The 17210-nt window shown below is 67.9% G+C and carries 12 protein-coding genes; 2 read left to right on the top strand and 10 right to left on the bottom strand.

Annotated features, from left to right (window positions below):
* Nucleotides 1-4: 4 nt before the first annotated feature.
* The 8 genes from ACX12D_RS18840 to gcl all read right to left on the bottom strand — a co-directional run bounded on the left by ACX12D_RS18840 (nt 5) and on the right by gcl (nt 12017).
* Nucleotides 5-3103, bottom strand: coding sequence for an efflux RND transporter permease subunit (locus ACX12D_RS18840; RefSeq protein ID WP_459372261.1), 3099 nt, complete (start codon nt 3101-3103; stop codon nt 5-7).
* Nucleotides 3104-3257: 154 nt separating this feature from the next.
* Complete coding sequence (locus ACX12D_RS18835; protein WP_459372260.1) at nt 3258-3857, bottom strand: TetR/AcrR family transcriptional regulator; 600 nt, start codon at nt 3855-3857, stop codon at nt 3258-3260.
* A gap of 264 nt (nt 3858-4121) precedes the next feature.
* Nucleotides 4122-5015, bottom strand: a complete 894-nt coding sequence (gene ypfJ, locus ACX12D_RS18830; protein WP_459372259.1) for a KPN_02809 family neutral zinc metallopeptidase — start codon at nt 5013-5015, stop codon at nt 4122-4124.
* A 101-nt stretch (nt 5016-5116) separates the two neighbouring features.
* Nucleotides 5117-6595, bottom strand: a complete 1479-nt coding sequence (pyk, locus tag ACX12D_RS18825; RefSeq protein WP_459372258.1) for a pyruvate kinase — start codon at nt 6593-6595, stop codon at nt 5117-5119.
* Nucleotides 6596-6676: 81 nt separating this feature from the next.
* Nucleotides 6677-7990, bottom strand: a complete 1314-nt coding sequence (locus ACX12D_RS18820; protein WP_459372257.1) for a glycerate kinase type-2 family protein — start codon at nt 7988-7990, stop codon at nt 6677-6679.
* 88 nt (nt 7991-8078) lie between these two features.
* On the bottom strand, nt 8079-9026 hold the full coding sequence (gene glxR / locus ACX12D_RS18815) for a 2-hydroxy-3-oxopropionate reductase (protein ID WP_459374062.1): 948 nt from the start codon (nt 9024-9026) through the stop codon (nt 8079-8081).
* 301 nt (nt 9027-9327) lie between these two features.
* The gene (hyi, locus tag ACX12D_RS18810; protein ID WP_459372256.1) at nt 9328-10110 is read right to left on the bottom strand and encodes a hydroxypyruvate isomerase; all 783 of its coding nucleotides are present in this window, start codon (nt 10108-10110) and stop codon (nt 9328-9330) included.
* A 131-nt stretch (nt 10111-10241) separates the two neighbouring features.
* Nucleotides 10242-12017: a glyoxylate carboligase gene (gene gcl, locus ACX12D_RS18805; protein ID WP_459372255.1), complete on the bottom strand. Its 1776-nt coding sequence runs from the start codon at nt 12015-12017 to the stop codon at nt 10242-10244.
* 371 nt (nt 12018-12388) lie between these two features.
* On the opposite strand from gcl, the gene ACX12D_RS18800 reads away from it, so the two are divergent.
* A complete protein-coding gene (locus ACX12D_RS18800) occupies nt 12389-13309 on the top strand; it encodes a hypothetical protein (protein ID WP_459372254.1) in 921 nt (306 codons plus the stop codon).
* Here ACX12D_RS18800 and ACX12D_RS18795 read toward each other — a convergent pair.
* Together ACX12D_RS18795 and ACX12D_RS18790 are read right to left on the bottom strand one after the other, a co-directional pair.
* The gene (locus tag ACX12D_RS18795; protein ID WP_459372253.1) at nt 13294-14505 is read right to left on the bottom strand and encodes a M20 aminoacylase family protein; all 1212 of its coding nucleotides are present in this window, start codon (nt 14503-14505) and stop codon (nt 13294-13296) included. The two genes, ACX12D_RS18800 and ACX12D_RS18795, sit on opposite strands and share 16 nt — an antisense overlap.
* 54 nt (nt 14506-14559) lie before the next feature.
* Nucleotides 14560-15873, bottom strand: coding sequence for an MFS transporter (locus ACX12D_RS18790; RefSeq protein WP_459372252.1), 1314 nt, complete (start codon nt 15871-15873; stop codon nt 14560-14562).
* A 337-nt stretch (nt 15874-16210) separates the two neighbouring features.
* On the opposite strand from ACX12D_RS18790, the gene ACX12D_RS18785 reads away from it, so the two are divergent.
* Complete coding sequence (locus ACX12D_RS18785) at nt 16211-17149, top strand: LysR family transcriptional regulator (RefSeq protein ID WP_441637408.1); 939 nt, start codon at nt 16211-16213, stop codon at nt 17147-17149.
* Nucleotides 17150-17210 lie beyond the last annotated feature (61 nt).

Raw genomic sequence — 17210 nt, 5'->3', positions numbered from 1 at the left:
CTTGTCATTCCCGTTCGCGCCCGGCACGCCTGCGCCCGATCAGGACATAGAGCAGCGGCACCGCCAGCGAGCCGATCACAGTGGCGCCCAGCATGCCGCCCAGCACCCCGGTGCCCACCGCGCGCTGCGCGGCCGCACCCGGGCCGGTGCTGATCGCCAGTGGCACCACGCCCAGGATAAAGGCCAGCGATGTCATCACCACCGGGCGCAGCCGCTGGCGGGCGGCCTGGCTGGCGGCTTCCAGCAGGTCCATGCCGCCGCGGCGCAACTGCTCGGCGTATTCCACCACCAGGATGGCGTTCTTGGCCGCCAGCCCCATGATCACCACGCCGCCCACCTTGAAGTAGACGTCGTTCGGCATGCCGCGCAGCCAGATCGCCACCAGCGCGCCAACGAGGCCCGCCGGCACGATCAGCAGCACTGCCAGCGGCAAGGTCCAGTTTTCATAGAGCGCCACCAGGCACAAGAAGATGAACAACATCGACAAGGCGAACAGCCACGGCGCCTGCGTGCCGCTTTGCTGCTGCTCGAAGGCGCGTCCGGTCCAGCGCACGTCGTAGGCGCCGCCCAGCTCGCGCACCCTGGCCGTGAGGCGTTCCATGGCAGTGCCGGTGCTGTGGCCCGGCGCCACTTCGGCGTTGATGCGCACCGAGGCAAGCCCGTTGAACCGCTCCAGCGTCGCTTCGCCCTTGCCCCAGGCCAGTTCGGCGAAGGCACCCAGCGACACCATGCCACCGCTGGCATTGCGCACATGCACGCGGGACAGCTTGGCCGGGTCCATGCGGTAAGGCGCATCCGCTTGCAGGATCACCCGGCGGATTCGGCCTTCGCGCGCCACTTCGTCGATATAGCGCGAGCCCAGCGTGGCCGACAGCGCATGGTGGATGGCCTCCGGCTCCACGCCAAAGCTGCGCGCGCGCTCGTAGTCGATGTGCAGGTCCAGCGCCGGCGCCGGCTGGCCGGTGGTGGCGCGCACCTCGCCCAGCGACGGCTCATCCTTGACAGCGGCAAGCAGCTTGTCGCGGGCGGCAAACAGCGCTTCGCGCCCGGAGCCGGCCTGCGCCACCAGCCGCATGTCGAGCCCGCCGGTGCTGCCCAGCTCGGGCAAGGCCGCGCCGTTATACGCGTGCAGCTGCGCTTGTCCCCGCCCGGGCCACGCTTCCAGCCCGGCCTGGAGCCTGGCCAGCACGGCGTCCGCGCGTTCGTCGGCGCCGCGCTCCGACCAGTCCCGCAGCGCCAGGTACATGCTGGCGCGCTGCTCGCCGTTGCCGGCATTGCTCCAGCCCAGCACGGCGAAGGTCGAGCGCACGGGATACTTGCCTGCCCTCAGCCACGCCTCCAGCGCCGCCACGGTGGCGCGCGTCTGCGCCTGCGTGGCGCCCGCGGGCAGCTCCATATCGATCACCAGTTCGCCGGTGTCCTCCTCCGGCAGGAAGCCGGCGGGGATCTGCCACATCAGCACGCCGCCGGCCACCGCCAGCGCCAGGTAAATGCCCAGCCAGCGCAGGCGGCGCCGCTGCAATGCCAGTACCCAGCCGGCATAGCGCGCGGTGAGCGCCGTGAAGCCGCGCTCGAACCAGGCCAGCGGGCCGCGCTGCGGGTGCGGGGCATGGCGCAGCAGGCTGGCGCACATGGCCGGCGCCAGCGATAGCGCGAAGAACAGCGAGAAGGCGATGGAGATCGCCAGCGTGATGGCGAAGTGCCGATAGATCACGCCCACCGCACTGTCCAGGAACGCCATCGGCACAAACACCGCGCACAGCACCAGCGTCACACCCACCAGCGCGCCGGACACTTCGCGCATCGAGCGGGTCGCCGCCTCCATGGCGCCCACGCCATCTTCGCGCATGATCCGCTCGACGTTCTCTACCACCACGATGGCGTCGTCGACCAGGATGCCGATCGCCAGCACCACGCCGAACAGCGTGATCACGTTAAGAGACAGGCCGAACGCGTACAGGCAGGCCACCGTGCCAAGCAGCGAGACCGGCACCACGATCACCGGGATCAGCGTGGCGCGCAGGTTGCCGAGGAACAGGTAGAGGATCAGGAAGACCAGCGCCGTGGCTTCGCCCAGCGTGGTCAGCACGCGCCAGATCGAGCGTTCGACGAACTGCGCGTTGTCGGATGAGATCTCGTAGCGCATGCCTGCGGGGAAGCCGCGCGCGGCTTCGTCGAGCGCGGCGCGCACCGCGCGCGAGGTGGCCAGCACGTTGGCGCCGTCTGCCAGCTTGAGGCCGATCGAGGCGGCCACCTGGCCGTCGTGGCGCGAGCTGTAGCGGTAGTCGCTGGCGCCCAGCTCCACCCGGGCCACGTCGCGCAGCCGTACCAGCGAGGCGTCGCCGCCGGCGCGCACCACGATCTGGCCGAAGGCCTCCGGCTCGGCGAGCGGCCGGGGCGGGCGCACCAGTGCCTGGTAGGGCTGGCCCGGCACCGCCGGCGCGCCGCCGAGCTGGCCCGGGGTGACGCGGCCGTTGCGCGCCTTGATGGCCTGCTCGACGTCCGCGGTTGTCAGGCCGTAGGCATTGAGCTTGTCGGGATCGAACCAGATGCGCAGTGCGTACTCGGCCCCGTAGGGCTCCGCCTTGCCGATGCCGGGCAGGCGGCGCAGCATCGGCAGCACCGAAGCGGCGGCAAAGTCGCCAAGCGCGGTTTCGTCGAGCCGGCTGTTCTGCGACACCAGCGAGACATACATGAAGGGGCTGCTGCCGGCCTGGTCGACGAAGATGCCGCCGCGGCGCACCGCCTCCGGCAACAGCGGCTCGGCTTGCATGACGCGGTTGCGCACGTTGACCTGCGCCAGCTGCGCATCGGTGCCCTGGCGGAAGCCCAGCGTGATGGTGGCGGCGCCGCCCTCGCTGCTGGCATCCAGGTAGAGCAGCCCGGGAATGCCGTGCATCTGCTGCTCCAGCACGGCGGTCACCGCATCTTCCACGGTGCGCGCCGACGCGCCGGCATAGTCCGCGTAGACGATCACGGTGGGCGGCGCCACCGCCGGATACTGCGCGATGGGAATGCGGGTGAGGGCGATCAGGCCCGCCACCATGGTGAGGATGGCAATAACCCACGCGAACGCGGGCCGGCGAAGAAAAAAGGACGCCATGGCACATTGGATTGTGTTGCGAGGGCGCGGCAGCTAGCCGCCGCGCTCGCGCGGTGGAACGGATCCGGCGCGCGGGCACCGCGAGATGCGAGCGGTGAAACGCGCCGGGCAGCGTGGCAGAAACGCTGTGGGGGAAGTGTGTCTGGCCGTCGCTCTAGCGGGACGGTCGGGAGAAGCCGCGCAGCAGCGCCGCGAGCAGCACCTGCTGCCGATGCGCCAGCGGTTGCCAGTCCTCGTGGGGCAGGTGCTCGAACGTGATATCGAGCGCGGCCAGCCCGTGCACGGCAGTCCACAGCGCGTTGGCGACATCGCCGGGGTCGTACATCGAATTGATCAGCGCGGTGGCTTGCTGGTCATGCACACAGGCCATCATCACCGCGTTCACCGGGTCTTCCGGGAAACGCTCGCTCCAGCGCAGGTCGATCGCGCGCTCGGCGTCGGCCGGCAGGCCCATCATCATCAACAGGTGATAGCTGTGGCGGTTGGCCAGGGCCCACGCCACATAGGCATCGAGCACGGCCGGCAACGCCAGTGCCGGTGTGCCCGCGGCGGCGCGCGCGTCGGCCAGCGCCGCCGCGAGGTGTACCCAGTCCTGCGCGCACAGCTCGAACAGCAGTGCGGTTTTGTCTTCGAAATGCCGGTAGATGGCGGCCGCGCTATAGCCGCAGCGCTCGCCGATGCGGCGCAGCGTGACGCCGCCAAATCCCGCCTCGGCAAACAACGCGCGGGCAGCATTGAAAAAGGCTTCGCGCACACTTTCGCGCCGCAACTTGGCACCGCTGGGCCCCGCGACGGGCGCATCAGCTGCGGCAACCGGCGTGGCGGGCACGTTCACGGGCGGGGCCGACAGGCTGGATTGCGGTGGGCGGTGGCGGACATGGCCGCGATTATAAACGCCGCTCACTTTGTAAACAACGTTTACATGCCGAATTCAGCACAAAAAAAAGCCCCACCAGCGAGGGGGGCTCTGCCCCCGGGGGAGGGGGCCGGGCGCTGCGCAGTCAGCCGGATGCGTAGCTCAGAGTTGCTTGGCCGCGAAGGTGTCGCACTTGCGGATGTCGCCGCTGGTCAGGCCCTGGCGCAGCCAGCGCGTGCGCTGCTCGCTGGTGCCGTGGGTGAACGCCTCCGGCACCACATAGCCCTGGGCTTGCTTTTGCAGGCGGTCGTCGCCGATGGCGGCGGCAGCCTTGAGGCCTTCTTCGATATCGCCGGGCTCCAGCAGCTGCTGGTTCATGCGCTCCGCAGTGGCGGCCCATACGCCGGCCAGGCAATCGGCCTGCAGTTCCACGCGCACCGACAGCTGGTTGGCCTGCGCCTCGCCCATGCGGCGGCGCGCGGCGTCGACCTTGCCCGACACGCCGAGCAGGTTCTGCACATGATGGCCGATTTCGTGGGCAATCACGTAGGCCTGCGCAAAATCGCCGCCGGCACCAAAGCGCTGGCGCAATTCATCGTAAAAGGCCAGGTCGATATAAACCTTCTGGTCGCCCGGGCAGTAGAACGGCCCCATGGCCGACTGGCCCGTGCCGCAGGCGGTAGGCGTGGCGTTCGAGAAGATCACCAGCGTGGGCGGCGCATAGCGGCGGTTGAGATCGGTCTCGAAAATATGCGACCAGGTGCGTTCGGTGTTACCGAGCACCTTGCGCACGAAGACCGTCATCTGGTCCTTGGCGGGGGGATGGCTGGGCACATGCTGCTGTTGCGGCGCTTGCTGCTGCGAGCCCTGCAGCACCGAGGCGCCCTGCATGATCACGGAGGGGTCGATGCCAAAGAAATAAGACGCCGCCAGCGCCACCAGGATGGTACCGATGCCGAGCGTCTTGGGCCCCGCGCCAAAGCCGCCGAAACCGCCGGAGCCTTCACCCCGGCGGTCTTCTACATTCTGGCTTTCGGCTTCGTCGTCGAGACGCATGGTGGCTCCGCATTACTGGTTGATCGCCGCGGCAAAAAGGTGGCCGCAGCGTGTCGATCAGTATAGCAACGGCGATGCCGCCAGCGCATGCGTGCCGTGTATCAGGCAGTAACCGCCGGTGCCGTGCTGGCAGCCGCTTGTCCTTGCGCCTTGCCCGGCTCCGCGCCACCGATTTCGGCCACGCGCAGCAGGTTGGTGGTGCCGCCCTGGCCAAACGGCATGCCTGCCGCGATGGTGATCTGGTCGCCGGGTTCGGCATAGCCCTCCGCCAGCGCCGCGCGGGTTGCCGCATTCACCATCTCGTCCACGCTTTGCACGTCCGGGCTCACGGTGGAATGCACGCCCCACGCAAGCGCCAGCCGCCGCGCGATTTCCAGGTTCGGCGTGATGCTGACGATGGGCGCGCACGGCCGCTCGCGTGCGGCGCGCAGCGCGGTGGAGCCCGACGAGGTGTAGGTCACGGTGGCCACCGCGCCGATGATCTGCGTGACCTCGCGCAGCGCCGCGCAGATCGCATCCTGGCGGGTGGACAGCGGCGCCTCGTGCCCCGCGTCCAGCAGGTTGCGGTACAGCGGATCGCGCTCGACCTCGGTGATGATGCGGTTCATGATGGCCACCGCCGGCACGGGGTGGCGGCCGTTGGCCGACTCGGCCGACAGCATCACCGCATCGGCGCCGTCATAGATGGCGCTGGCCACATCCGACGCCTCGGCGCGCGTGGGCACCGGCGAATCGATCATCGATTCCAGCATCTGCGTGGCGATGACGATGGGTTTGCCGTGCTGGCGGCAGATGCGCAAGATGCGCTTCTGCACGCCCGGCACGCGTTCCGGCGGCAGTTCCACGCCCAGGTCGCCGCGCGCCACCATCACCGCGTCGGACACGCGCACGATTTCTTCGAGCTGCTGCAGCGCGGCGGGCTTCTCGATCTTGGACAGCACGCCGGCACGGGTGCCGATGATCTCGCGCGCTTCCACGATGTCGGCCGGGCGCTGCACGAACGACAGCGCGATCCAGTCAGCGCCCAGCGCCAGTGCGAAGTCGAGGTCCTTGCGGTCCTTCTCGGTCAGGGCGGGGATCGGGATCACGGCGTCCGGCACGTTCACGCCCTTGCGGTCGGACAGCGTGCCATGGTTGACCACGCGCGTGGCAATGCTGCCGCTGGCCACCGCCTCGATCTTCAACTGCACCTTGCCGTCGTCGATCAGCAGCGACTGGCCCGGCGCGGCCACCCGGAACAGTTCCGGATGCGGCAGGTGCACGCGAGTGGCGTCGCCCGGGCTGGGATCGCTGTCGAGCACGAATGCGTCGCCGGCCTTGACCGCCACCTTGCCCGCGGCGAAGGTGCCGATGCGCAGCTTGGGGCCTTGCAGGTCGGCCAGCACCGCGATGGGGCGGCCGGTCTCGGCCTCCACCTGGCGCACGGCATCGTAGCGGCGCTTGTGGTCGTCGTGCGAGCCGTGGCTGAAGTTCAGGCGGAATACATCCGCCCCGGCTTCGAACAACTGGCGGATCACATCGATGTCGGTGCTGGCCGGTCCGAGCGTGGCAACGATCTTGGCTTTGCGCTGGCGTCTCATTTTGTCTCCTCTTCCAATCTCGGGCGGCGCGCCGCGATGGGCGCGCCGTTGTTCAAACACGTGGCATACCCGCTTGCTCGCCTACACAATCAGGATGGCGCGGAAATCATTCACATTGGTACGGGTCGGGCCGGTGACGATCAGGTCGTCCAGGCCGGCGAAGAAGCCGTAGCCGTCGTTGTTGCCAAGGTGCGCGCGCGCGGACAGCCCGCGTGCCTCGGCACGGGTCAGCGTATCGGGGGCGAGCAACGCACCGGCGTTGTCTTCGGAACCATCGATGCCGTCGGTGTCGCAGGCAATGGCATGCACGCCCGGCAGGCCGTCCAGTGCGACCGCGAGCGCGAGCAGGAATTCGGCATTGCGCCCGCCGCGGCCGCTGCCGCGCACCGTCACCGTGGTCTCGCCGCCGGACAGGATCACGCAGGGCTTGCTGAACGGCTGGCCATGCTGTGCAACCTGCCGCGCGATGGCGGCATGCACCAGCGCCACATCGCGGGATTCGCCCTCGATGCTGTCGGACAGGATGTGGGCTTCAACGCCCAGTTCGCGCGCGCGCGCCGCCGCGGCTTCCAGCGATTGCTGCGCGGTGGCCAGCGTGACGCTGCGATGGCCGTCGAAGCGCGCATCGCCGGGCTTGGGTGTTTCGCCCGCGCCGCTCTCCAGGTGGGCACGCACATTGGCGGGCACTTCGATGCCGTACTTGGCGATCACCGCCAGCGCGTCGGCGCAGGTGGTGGCGTCGGGCAGGGTCGGGCCGCTGGCGATCAGCGTGGGATCGTCACCGGGAATATCGGAAATCAACAGGGTCTCGACGCGTGCGGGCGCACAGTGCAATGCCAGCCGGCCGCCCTTGAGCGCCGACAGGTGCTTGCGCACGCAATTCATCTCGCCGATGTTGGCGCCGCTCTTTAGCAGCGCCTTGTTCACGGCTTGCTTGTCGGCAAGCGTGATGCCGTCGGCCGGCGCGGCCAGCAGCGCGGAGCCGCCGCCGGAGATCAGGCACAGCACCAGGTCGTCGGCGGTCAGGTCCTTGACCAGTGCCACCATGCGCTGCGCGGCGCGCTGGCCGGCCTCGTCGGGCACCGGGTGCGCGGCTTCCACCACCTCGATGCGCTGGCACGGCGCGCCATGTCCGTAGCGGGTCACAACCAGTCCGGAAATCTCGCCTTGCCAGTGCGCCTCGACAGCCTGCGCCATGGCGGCGGCGGCCTTGCCGGCACCGATCACCACCGTGCGGCCCTTGGGCGGCGTGGGCAGTTGGGGCGGCAGGCAATGGCTGGCGCTGACGGCGGCAACCGCGGTATCGAACAGGTCGCGCAGCAGGGCGCGCGGATCGGTGAGGCCGGCAGGGCGCTGGGGCGCCAGCAGGGTAGGGTAGGAATCGGTGGCGAGCATGACGGGATCCGGAAGTGCTGCGTTCCCGGCCGCGAGCGGCCGGGAGTGATGCTGGCCTGCCGAGGCAGGCCATGATGGTGCTGCTGGCTTACTTGGCGCCGCCCTTGGCGATCTCATGGTTGGACATGATCTCGATGGCGCGGCACAGGGCAGAGTGGTCCTGCTTGCCCAGACCGTTGGCGGCGCAGGTGTTGAACAGCTCTTGCGCGGTGGCGGTGTTGGGCAGTGCCACGCCCAGCGCCTTCGCGCCTTGCAGCGCGAGGTTCAGGTCCTTCTGGTGCAGCTCGATGCGGAAGCCCGGATCGAAGGTACGCTTGACCATGCGCTCGCCATGCACTTCCAGGATGCGCGAAGCCGCGAAGCCGCCCATCAGCGCCTGGCGCACGCGCGCCGGATCGGCGCCGGCCTTGGAGGCGAACAGCAGCGCTTCGGACACGGCCTGGATGTTCAGCGCCACGATGATCTGGTTGGCCACCTTGGTGGTCTGGCCGTCGCCGTTGCCGCCGACCAGCGTCACGTTCTTGCCCAACAGGTCGAACAGCGGCTTGACCTCGTCGAACGATTCTTGCGGGCCGCCGACCATGATGGTCAGCGATGCGGCCTTCGCGCCCACTTCGCCGCCGGACACCGGTGCATCCAGGTAGGCCGCGCCGAGCTTGTTGACGCGGGCAGCGAAGTCCTTGGTGGCGATCGGCGAGATCGAGCTCATGTCGACCACGATCTTGCCGTGCGCGGCTTCCTTGCCGGCGCCCTTGAGCGCGGCGGCAACGCCCTTGTCGGCGAACAGCACGGCTTCCACGTGCGGGGTGTCCGGCACCATGATCACGATGATGTCCGCGCGCTTGGCGACTTCCTCGGCGCTGGTGCAGACCGTGACGCCGGCATCGACCAGCGCTTGCGGTGCGGGGTTCACGTCATGCACGAACAGCGTGTGGCCGGCCGCGCGCAGGTGGCCCGCCATCGGTGCGCCCATGATGCCCAGGCCGATAAAGCCGACGTTGCGTTGGTTTGCCATGTGATGTCTCCTTGATGGGATGTTGAAATCTGTTTTGGTGATGCGATGGTTCGTTTCGGTCCCGCTGCGCGAGTCGAGGCGCTCGCCGAAGCCGACAGGATGCGCCAATGCCGCTTGAGCCGACGACGGTGTTTACTCCCTCTCCCCTCAGGGGGAGAGGGTTGGGGAGAGGGGTGGCTTAGCTAGGAGCCACTGGAACCGAAACCAATGGTTTTTTCCAGCACGCCGTCGTAACAACCGCCCGCCCTCTCCCCCGGCCCCTCTCCCGCCGCGCGGGAGAGGGGAGCAAACCTGCGCCGCGCGCTCGCAGCATGAGCAACAATTACTGCACGCCGTGTTCCGTGCGCCAGCCCAGGCCTTCGACGGTGGTCGTGCGCGGCTTGTACTCGCAGCCGACCCAGCCGCCGTAGCCGATCTCATCCAGCCACTTGAACAGGAAGTGGTAGTTCAGCTCGCCGGTGCCCGGCTCATTGCGCCCCGGGTTGTCGGCCAGTTGCACGTGCTTGATCTTCGGCAGGTTGGCTTTGAGCGTGGCGGCGATTTCGCCTTCCATGCGCTGCATGTGATAGATGTCGTACTGCACGTAGAGGTTGGGCGCGTTGACCTGCGCGATCAGGTCCAGCGCCTGCTGCGTGCGCGACAGGAAGAAGCCGGGGATGTCGAACGTGTTGATCGGCTCGACCAGCAGGTCGATCTGCTCGGCGGCGAGCGCACGCGACGCGAAGCGCAGGTTTTCCACCAGCGTTTCCTGTGCCTGATCCTGCTTGACGTTCTGCGGCTGGATGCCGACCAGGCAGTTCAGCTGGCGCACGCCCAACACCTTGGCGTACTTGATTGCCTCGCCCACGCCGTCCTGGAATTCGCTCACGCGGTCCGGGTGGCAGGCAATGCCGCGCTCGCCCGCTTCCCACTTGCCCGCCGGCAGGTTGTGCAGCACCAGGTCGAGCTGGAAGCGGTTGAGCCGGTCGGCGATCTGGTCGGCGTGGAAGGCGTAGGGGAAGAGGAACTCCACGCCGCGGAAGCCCGCGCGCGCGGCGGCTTCAAAGCGGTCGAGAAAGGCCACTTCGTTGAACAGCATGGTCAGGTTGGCGGCAAGTTTTGGCATGGATGTCTCCGGATGACTTGTCTTGTGATTCCGCTCGCGCGGATGCGGTGATTGGGGGGCGCATCAAGGGATACAGCGGGGATGCAGCGCTGCGCGCGGGCTCGTGGCCCGCGCTTGTCAGCCTGCTGTGCTTACGCCGTTTCCACTTCTTCCTTGAGGATGGCTTCCTCGATGTCTTCGATCGGCTCGAACTCGTTGATGTTGTCGATCTCGGTGCCCATCGCGATATTGGTCACGCGCTCCAGGATCACTTCCACCACCACCGGCACCGAGAATTCGGCCATCAGGTCGCGCGCTTCGGCAAAGGCCGGCGCGATGTCTTCCGGCTTGAACACACGGATCGCCTTGCAGCCCAGGCCTTCCACCACCTTCACGTGGTCCACGCCGTAGCCGTTGAGCTCAGGCGAGTTGACGTTGTCGAAGGCCAGCTGCACGCAGTAGTCCATCTCGAAATTGCGCTGCGCCTGGCGGATCAGGCCGAGGTAGGAGTTGTTCACCACCAGGTGGATGTACGGCACCTTGAACTGCGCGGCCACGGCCAGTTCTTCGATCATGAACTGGAAGTCGTAGTCGCCAGAGATGGCCACCACGTCCGATTCCGGCGAGGCCACCTTCACGCCGATCGCGGCAGGAATGGTCCAGCCCAGCGGGCCGGCCTGGCCGCAGTTGATCCAGTGGCGCGGCTCGTTGACCGACAGGAACTGCGCGGCGGCGATCTGCGACAGGCCGATGGTGGACACGTAACGCACATCGCGCGGGAAGTACTGGTTCATCTCGCGGTACACACGCTGCGGCTTGACCGGCACGTTGTCGAAATCGCTCTTGCGCTGCATGGTGCGGCGGCGCTTTTGCACGTCCGCCACCCAGCTCTTGCGGCACGGCAGGCGGCCGGCCATCTTCATCTCGCGCGCCACTTCCACGAACTGTTCCAGCGCGGCCTTGGCGTCGGAGACGATGCCCAGGTCCGGGCCAAACACGCGGCCGATCTGGGTAGGCTCGATATCCACGTGCACGAACTTGCGGCCCTTGGTGTAGACCTCGACGCTGCCGGTGTGGCGGTTGGCCCAGCGATTGCCGATGCCAAGCACGAAGTCCGATGCCAGCATCGTGGCGTTGCCGTAGCGGTGCGACGTCTGCAGGCCAACCATGCCGGCTTGCAGTGGGTGGTCGTCGGCCAGCACGCCCCAGCCCATCAGCGTGGGGACTACCGGCACGTTGACCAGCTCGGCGAACTCAACCAGCAGCTCGGCCGCGTCGGCGTTGATCACGCCGCCGCCGCACACGATCAGCGGGCGCTCGGCCGCGTTGAGCATGGCGATGGCCTTCTCGATCTGCGGGCGTGAGGCAACCGGCTTGTACGGGGCGAGCGGCTGATAGGTTTCCGGATCGAACTCGATCTCGGCAACCTGCACGTCGAACGGCAGGTCGATCAGCACCGGGCCCGGGCGGCCCGAGCGCATCAGGTGGAAGGCTTGCTGGAACACTTGCGGCACCAGCGCCGGCTCGCGCACGGTCACCGCCCACTTGGTCACCGGCTTGGCGATCGATTCGATGTCGACGGCCTGGAAGTCTTCCTTGTACAGGCGCGCACGCGGCGCCTGGCCGGTGATGCAGAGGATGGGGATGGAGTCAGCCCAGGCCGAGTACAGGCCGGTGATCATGTCGGTGCCGGCGGGGCCCGAGGTGCCGATGCACACGCCGATATTGCCGGCTTCGGCACGGGTGTAGCCTTCGGCCATGTGCGAGGCGCCTTCCACGTGGCGCGCCAGGAAATGGTCGATGGTGCCGGCCCGGCGCATGGCCGAGTAGAACGGGTTGATGGCGGCGCCGGGCACGCCGAACGCGGTGGTGATACCTTCTTTTTCCAGCACGGCGATGGCCGCGTCAACTGCTCTCATCTTCGGCATGTCTGTCTCCAATCGTTGATGCGATGTTTTGTGAATGGCTATGGATGGCTGCGAATCACTGTTGGAGCCCATGCTATTCCCGCAAGCGGGTTGGGATAAAGGGAAGGGAGATCAGTTGATTCGATACTCGTGATATCGAATCAGGACGCCCGAGGCAGAAAACACGGCCGCCCGACGCGGTCTGGCGAGTGTCATCGAACGACGTTGTGTGACGGCAACGATACGTGGGAATTTGCGGGAAAAGGCCGCCCGACGGCCCCGGCGCGCACCCTGCGCACCGGCTAAATGGCGACAATGTGCGGGTATTGCGCCAGTGCCAGTATCAGTGCCAGGGCATGGCGCGGGAACCACCTATTGCCAACCAGACTGCCATGCTTACCAGGCTCCCTCCCACCCGCGAGCTGCTTGACGCGCTCAAGCGCAAGCCGCCCGCCGCATCCGATACCGCCGGTTCGCCCGCGGCCGCCATGAACCTGATGCGGCTGCAACGGGGCCTGCTGGCGCTGTTCTGGGCTTGTTCGGTGGCTGCGCTGCTAGTGGCCGGCGCGGTGCTGTACACCAAGTACCAGATCAAGCAGACGCCGGCGCCATGGCTGGCGCGGCTGGTCTATAGCCTGCTGGGCGGCAGCGTGGCGGGGCTGGCGGCGCTGCTGCTCACGCACCTGCCGGCGCTCGCGCGCAGACTGCGCGATCCGCTCGGGGCATTGGCCGATCAGGTCGACCGGCACGATGAGGCGGAGAGCGCGCTGCTGCGCTCGCTGGCGCGCGTCCCGGCCCAGGCGCTGCGTGCCAGGGCGCGGCGGGTGGACGTGCAGTTACGGATGTGGGAGGGCATGGCGAAGACGATCGGCTTGCTGATCGCGGTGAGCCCGGCAGCCCTGGTGCTGGTCACGGGCCTGTTCGAGCTGCCGCGCAAGGGCGGCAGCCTGCTGCCGCTGCTGTCGCTCTACGGCCTTGTCTTCGTGTCGGGCGCGGCGCTGGCGGTCTTCCTGCAATTGCAGGTCAGCCGGCCGTTGCGCCGGCTTGCCTACGTGCTGGGCGAAGCGGCGGAGATCAGCGCGCAGTTGGGCAATAAAGCGCCGGCGCGGCGCCCGGCGGCACCGGAAGTGGCCGCCGCCGTACCCATTGCAGCGCCCGCATCCGCAGTCCCATCTCCGGCGCCGGTACCGCCCGAAGTCCTCCAGGCAAGCGCGCCCGGGGATGCAGCCGCCACCTCGCCTGAGGAGGATGCCGCGGACCACGCAGCAGCGGGTCCGCCCACGCTGCCTCCACTGCCTCAGCCCGCCAGGTAAGTCTGGGCCAGCCGGACCCAGCAAGCCGCGCCCAGCGGCAGCACCTGGTCGTTGAAGTCGTAGCCCGGGTTGTGCACCATGCAGCCGCCAAACTCGCCTTCGCCGTTGCCGAGGATCAGGTAGCAGCCCGGCACCTCGTTCAGCATCCACGCAAAGTCCTCGCTGCCGTTCAGGCCCTTGGGGGCTTGCGTCACGACGTTGTCCGTGCCGACCAGTTCGGCGCAAACCTGCTGCGCCAGCGTTGTTTCGGCCACCGTGTTGACCATCGGCGGCGTGAGCTGGCGATAGTCGATGTGCGCTTCCACGCCGTGCGCCTGCGCGGTCAGGCTGACGATCTCGCGAATGCGCTGCTCCACCAGCGCGCGCGTCTCCGGGCGCGCCGCGCGCACGTTCAGGCCCAGCGTGACCGATTCCGGAATCACGTTGTGCGTGGCGCCGCCACGGATAAAGCCCACCGATAGCACGGCCGTATCGTCCGGCGCCACATTGCGCGCCACCACCGTCTGCAGCGCGGTGACGATGGCTGCCGACGCCGCGATCGGGTCACGCGCGCGGTGCGGCATGGCGCCGTGCCCGCCCACGCCCTTGATGGTCACGTCGGCCACGTCGGAGGACAAGCTCACCGGGCCGGGCAGCACGCGGAAGGTGCCGGCGGGCACGCCTGGCATATTGTGCAAGGCGAACACGGCATCGCACGGGAAACGCGCGAACAGGCCATCCTCGATCATCGCGCGCGCGCCGCAGAGGTTCTCCTCGTCGGGCTGGAAGATCAGGTTGAGGGTGCCATCGAAATCGCGGCTATCCGCCAGCGCCTTGGCGGCGGCCAGCAGGATGGCGGTGTGGCCGTCGTGGCCGCACGCGTGCATCTTGCCCGGGATCTTGCTGGCATACGGCAGGCCCGTGGCCTCGACGACCGGCAACGCATCCATGTCGGCGCGAATGCCCAGGCGGCGCTTGCCGTTGCCCAGCTTCAACTGCCCCACCACGCCGCTCTTGCCGATGCCCGTGTGTACCTCGTAGCCCCAGCTCTCCAGCAAGGTGGCCACCAGCTTGCTGGTGGCGCCAACCTCGAAGCCGAGCTCAGGCTGGGCGTGGATCTGGCGGCGGATGCCGATAAAGGTCTCGGCATCGATCTGAATCGCCGGCAGCAGGTGCGGCAGCAGCTGGAAGGGCGTCAGGGTCGGTTCGCGGGTCATGTGTTTATCCTTTTCTGCAAGTTGGCCAGCCTGGCCGGTAGAGGAGCGAAGCGCTCAATGCGCCTGGGCGTTTTCGCGGATGGTCAGCACCGTGAGGATGGTCACCGCGCCACAGGCCATCATGTAGAAGGCAGGCGCCATCGGGTTGCCGGTCTTGGCCAGCATCCAGGTGACGATGAACTGGCAGGAGCCGCCGAACACCGTCACGCCAACCGCATAGATCACCGACAGGCCGCTGGCGCGCACACGGGCCGGCAGGAGTTCCATCATCATCAGCAGCATCGGCGTGGAGCCCAGGTAGACGCTGGCGGTCAGCAAGGCGGACAGCGACAGCACCAGCGGCACGCTCGGGTAATGGGTCATCAGCCAGAACGCGGGATAGAGGCACACCAGCGTAAAGGCCATCGAGCCCAGCACCAGCGGCTTGCGTCGCGGCAGGCGGTCGGCCAGCGTGCCGGCTACCAGCGACATCACCAGGCAAACCACACCCGTCACGCAGCCCGACAGCAGCGACAGCGACGGCGGCAGATGCAGTTCGCGGATCATGTAGGTGGGCATGAAGTACACCACCAGATAGGTGGCGACCGTGCCGCCGATGATGGTCAGGATGCCCTTGACCACAATGCCGCCATGCTCGCGGAACAGCGTGCCGAGCGGGCTGGGCGCGTGCGCCTCGGCCGTGTGCGTCTCGTCCAGGTGAGCGCGGATATACAGCCCCACGGGCGCAATCAGCAGGCCCAGCACGAAGGGCACGCGCCAGCCCCAGCTTTCCAGCGAAGCCTGTGGCAGCACGCCATAAAGAATGGCGGCCGTGAGCGCGCCCAGCGTCGCCGCGATGCCCTGGCTGCCGAGTTGCCAGCTGACGCGAAAGCCGCGCCCCTTGACGCCGCCGGACTCCATCAGCATGGCGGTGGAAGCGCCAATCTCGCCGCCCAGCGAAAAGCCCTGCAGCAGGCGTCCGGCCACGATCATCACCGGCCCGAACCAGCCAGCGAACGCGTAGGTCGGGGCGAACGCCAGGCACATCGTGCCAACCACCATCAGCCCGATGGTCAGCGTCATCGCCGCCTTGCGGCCACGGCGGTCCGCGTAGTTGCCGATCACGAAGCCGCCCAGCGGCCGCATCACGAAGCCGATGCCGAAGGTCGCCACCGCCAGCAGCAGCGAGCCGTATGCGCTATCGGACGGAAAGAACAGCTTGCCGATCAGCAGCGCGAAGAAGCTGTAGACGGTGAAGTCGTACATCTCCAGCGCATTGCCGATCGAGCATGCGGCGATCAGGCGGGACTGGCTCTGGCGCGCCGGGCTTGCGGGCGTGGCCTGGGAAGGGGCCAGCGAGGGCGCCGCAGGCAGGGTGGCATCGTTCATGTCGGATCTCCACGAACTGGTTGAGGGGGGGCGTGGAGGCCGGCGGCTGCCGGGCATCCATCGCGGGAATGTGGGGACTCCCTGGCGATGAAGTATTGAGGCAAACACGGCAAGCCAAAAATCATATATTTTCATCCTGATAACCAAATGGCATCGCCGTCATAACCACCGTCGCACCGCTATCGGTACAAGTACCGAGAAGCCTTGTGCCATGGGGCATTCGCGGCGCAGCACCGGGTGCGCGCCGTAGTGCCGCCAACGGCGCTCGGCGCACGGCCGCGGGGCGGCGCGCACCGTTGTGGGGCGCCAGGGAAAACACAAAGGAGGAAGAGCCAAAATGAAGCTGCAGCAACTACGCATCCTGCTGGCAGTGGCCCAGCACGGCAGCATCCACGAAGCCTCGCGCAGCCTCCATGTGTCGCAGCCGGCGCTGTCCAAAGCCATCGCCGAGCTGGAACGCGAACTCGGCGTCACCCTGATGTCGCGCTCCGTGCGCGGCGTCAGCCTGACCGCCTACGGCGTGGCGCTGGTCAAGCGCGCCAGCCTGGTGGAGCAGGAACTGCGGCATGCGCTGGAAGACATCGAAGCCATCCGCGGCCACGCCGACGCGCAGCTCAACATCGGCTTCACCGCCGTGGCCTCCAGCGGCCCGCTGCCCGACGCCATGGCCGCGTTCCGCAAGGGCTTTCCCAACGTCGCGCTGCGCGGCTCCGAGCTGCGCCCGCAACAGATCCTCGAAGGCCTGCGCGAAGGCCGGCTCGACCTCGGCCTGATCTCCACCAACAGCGGCCCCGGCACCGGCGCCTTCCAGTGGGAACCGCTGTTTTCCACCGGAATGTCGCTGGCCGTGCGCGCTGGCCATCCGCTGCGGCGGGTACGCCGGCTGCGGCCGCTGCTCGACGCCGACTGGCTCGTCCTCGACCCGCTCGACGACCCCGGCAGCCCGCTCGCCAGCGTGATGCGGCTGCACCGCCTCGACATGCCCAAGCGCGTGGTGCAGAGCGCCTCCAACCTGCTCGGCCTGCAGCTGGCCACGCGCACCGACCTGATCAGCATGTGGTCCGACTTCGTCTTCGACGGCACCGGCCCGCTGCGGCTCGATCCTTCGACCTTGGTTCGCCTGCCGATCAGCGACGAACTACCCGAGTTCCGCGTGTTCCTCGTCTACCGCTCGGAAGACCTGATGACTCACGCCTGCGCCGAATTCAGCAAGGAGGTACGGCGCTGCGCGCAAACGATGCCGCGAGGACGGCCCGCGGTGCGTGCGGGCAGGTGAGTGCAGTGATGCATTGCCCGAGCGCCCGAGCGCTTGATCGGATACGAATGGCCCGATGGCG

It is taken from the genome of Cupriavidus sp. PET2-C1 (genome assembly GCF_054515855.1).
Note: the sequence above shows the minus strand (reverse complement) of the source record. Positions and strands in the feature narration are given on the sequence as shown.

What these genes read in the sequence shown, in the direction of transcription:
- ACX12D_RS18785 (WP_441637408.1), top strand. Translation starts at nt 16,211, where the DNA reads ATGAAGCTGCAGCAACTACGCATCCTGCTGGCAGTGGCCCAGCACGGC.
- ACX12D_RS18795 (WP_459372253.1), bottom strand. Translation starts at nt 14,505, where the DNA reads ATGACCCGCGAACCGACCCTGACGCCCTTCCAGCTGCTGCCGCACCTG.
- pyk (WP_459372258.1), bottom strand. Translation starts at nt 6,595, where the DNA reads ATGAGACGCCAGCGCAAAGCCAAGATCGTTGCCACGCTCGGACCGGCC.
- ACX12D_RS18790 (WP_459372252.1), bottom strand. Translation starts at nt 15,873, where the DNA reads ATGAACGATGCCACCCTGCCTGCGGCGCCCTCGCTGGCCCCTTCCCAG.
- ACX12D_RS18840 (WP_459372261.1), bottom strand. Translation starts at nt 3,103, where the DNA reads ATGGCGTCCTTTTTTCTTCGCCGGCCCGCGTTCGCGTGGGTTATTGCC.
- hyi (WP_459372256.1), bottom strand. Translation starts at nt 10,110, where the DNA reads ATGCCAAAACTTGCCGCCAACCTGACCATGCTGTTCAACGAAGTGGCC.
- gcl (WP_459372255.1), bottom strand. Translation starts at nt 12,017, where the DNA reads ATGCCGAAGATGAGAGCAGTTGACGCGGCCATCGCCGTGCTGGAAAAA.
- ACX12D_RS18820 (WP_459372257.1), bottom strand. Translation starts at nt 7,990, where the DNA reads ATGCTCGCCACCGATTCCTACCCTACCCTGCTGGCGCCCCAGCGCCCT.
- ACX12D_RS18800 (WP_459372254.1), top strand. Translation starts at nt 12,389, where the DNA reads ATGCTTACCAGGCTCCCTCCCACCCGCGAGCTGCTTGACGCGCTCAAG.
- ypfJ (WP_459372259.1), bottom strand. Translation starts at nt 5,015, where the DNA reads ATGCGTCTCGACGACGAAGCCGAAAGCCAGAATGTAGAAGACCGCCGG.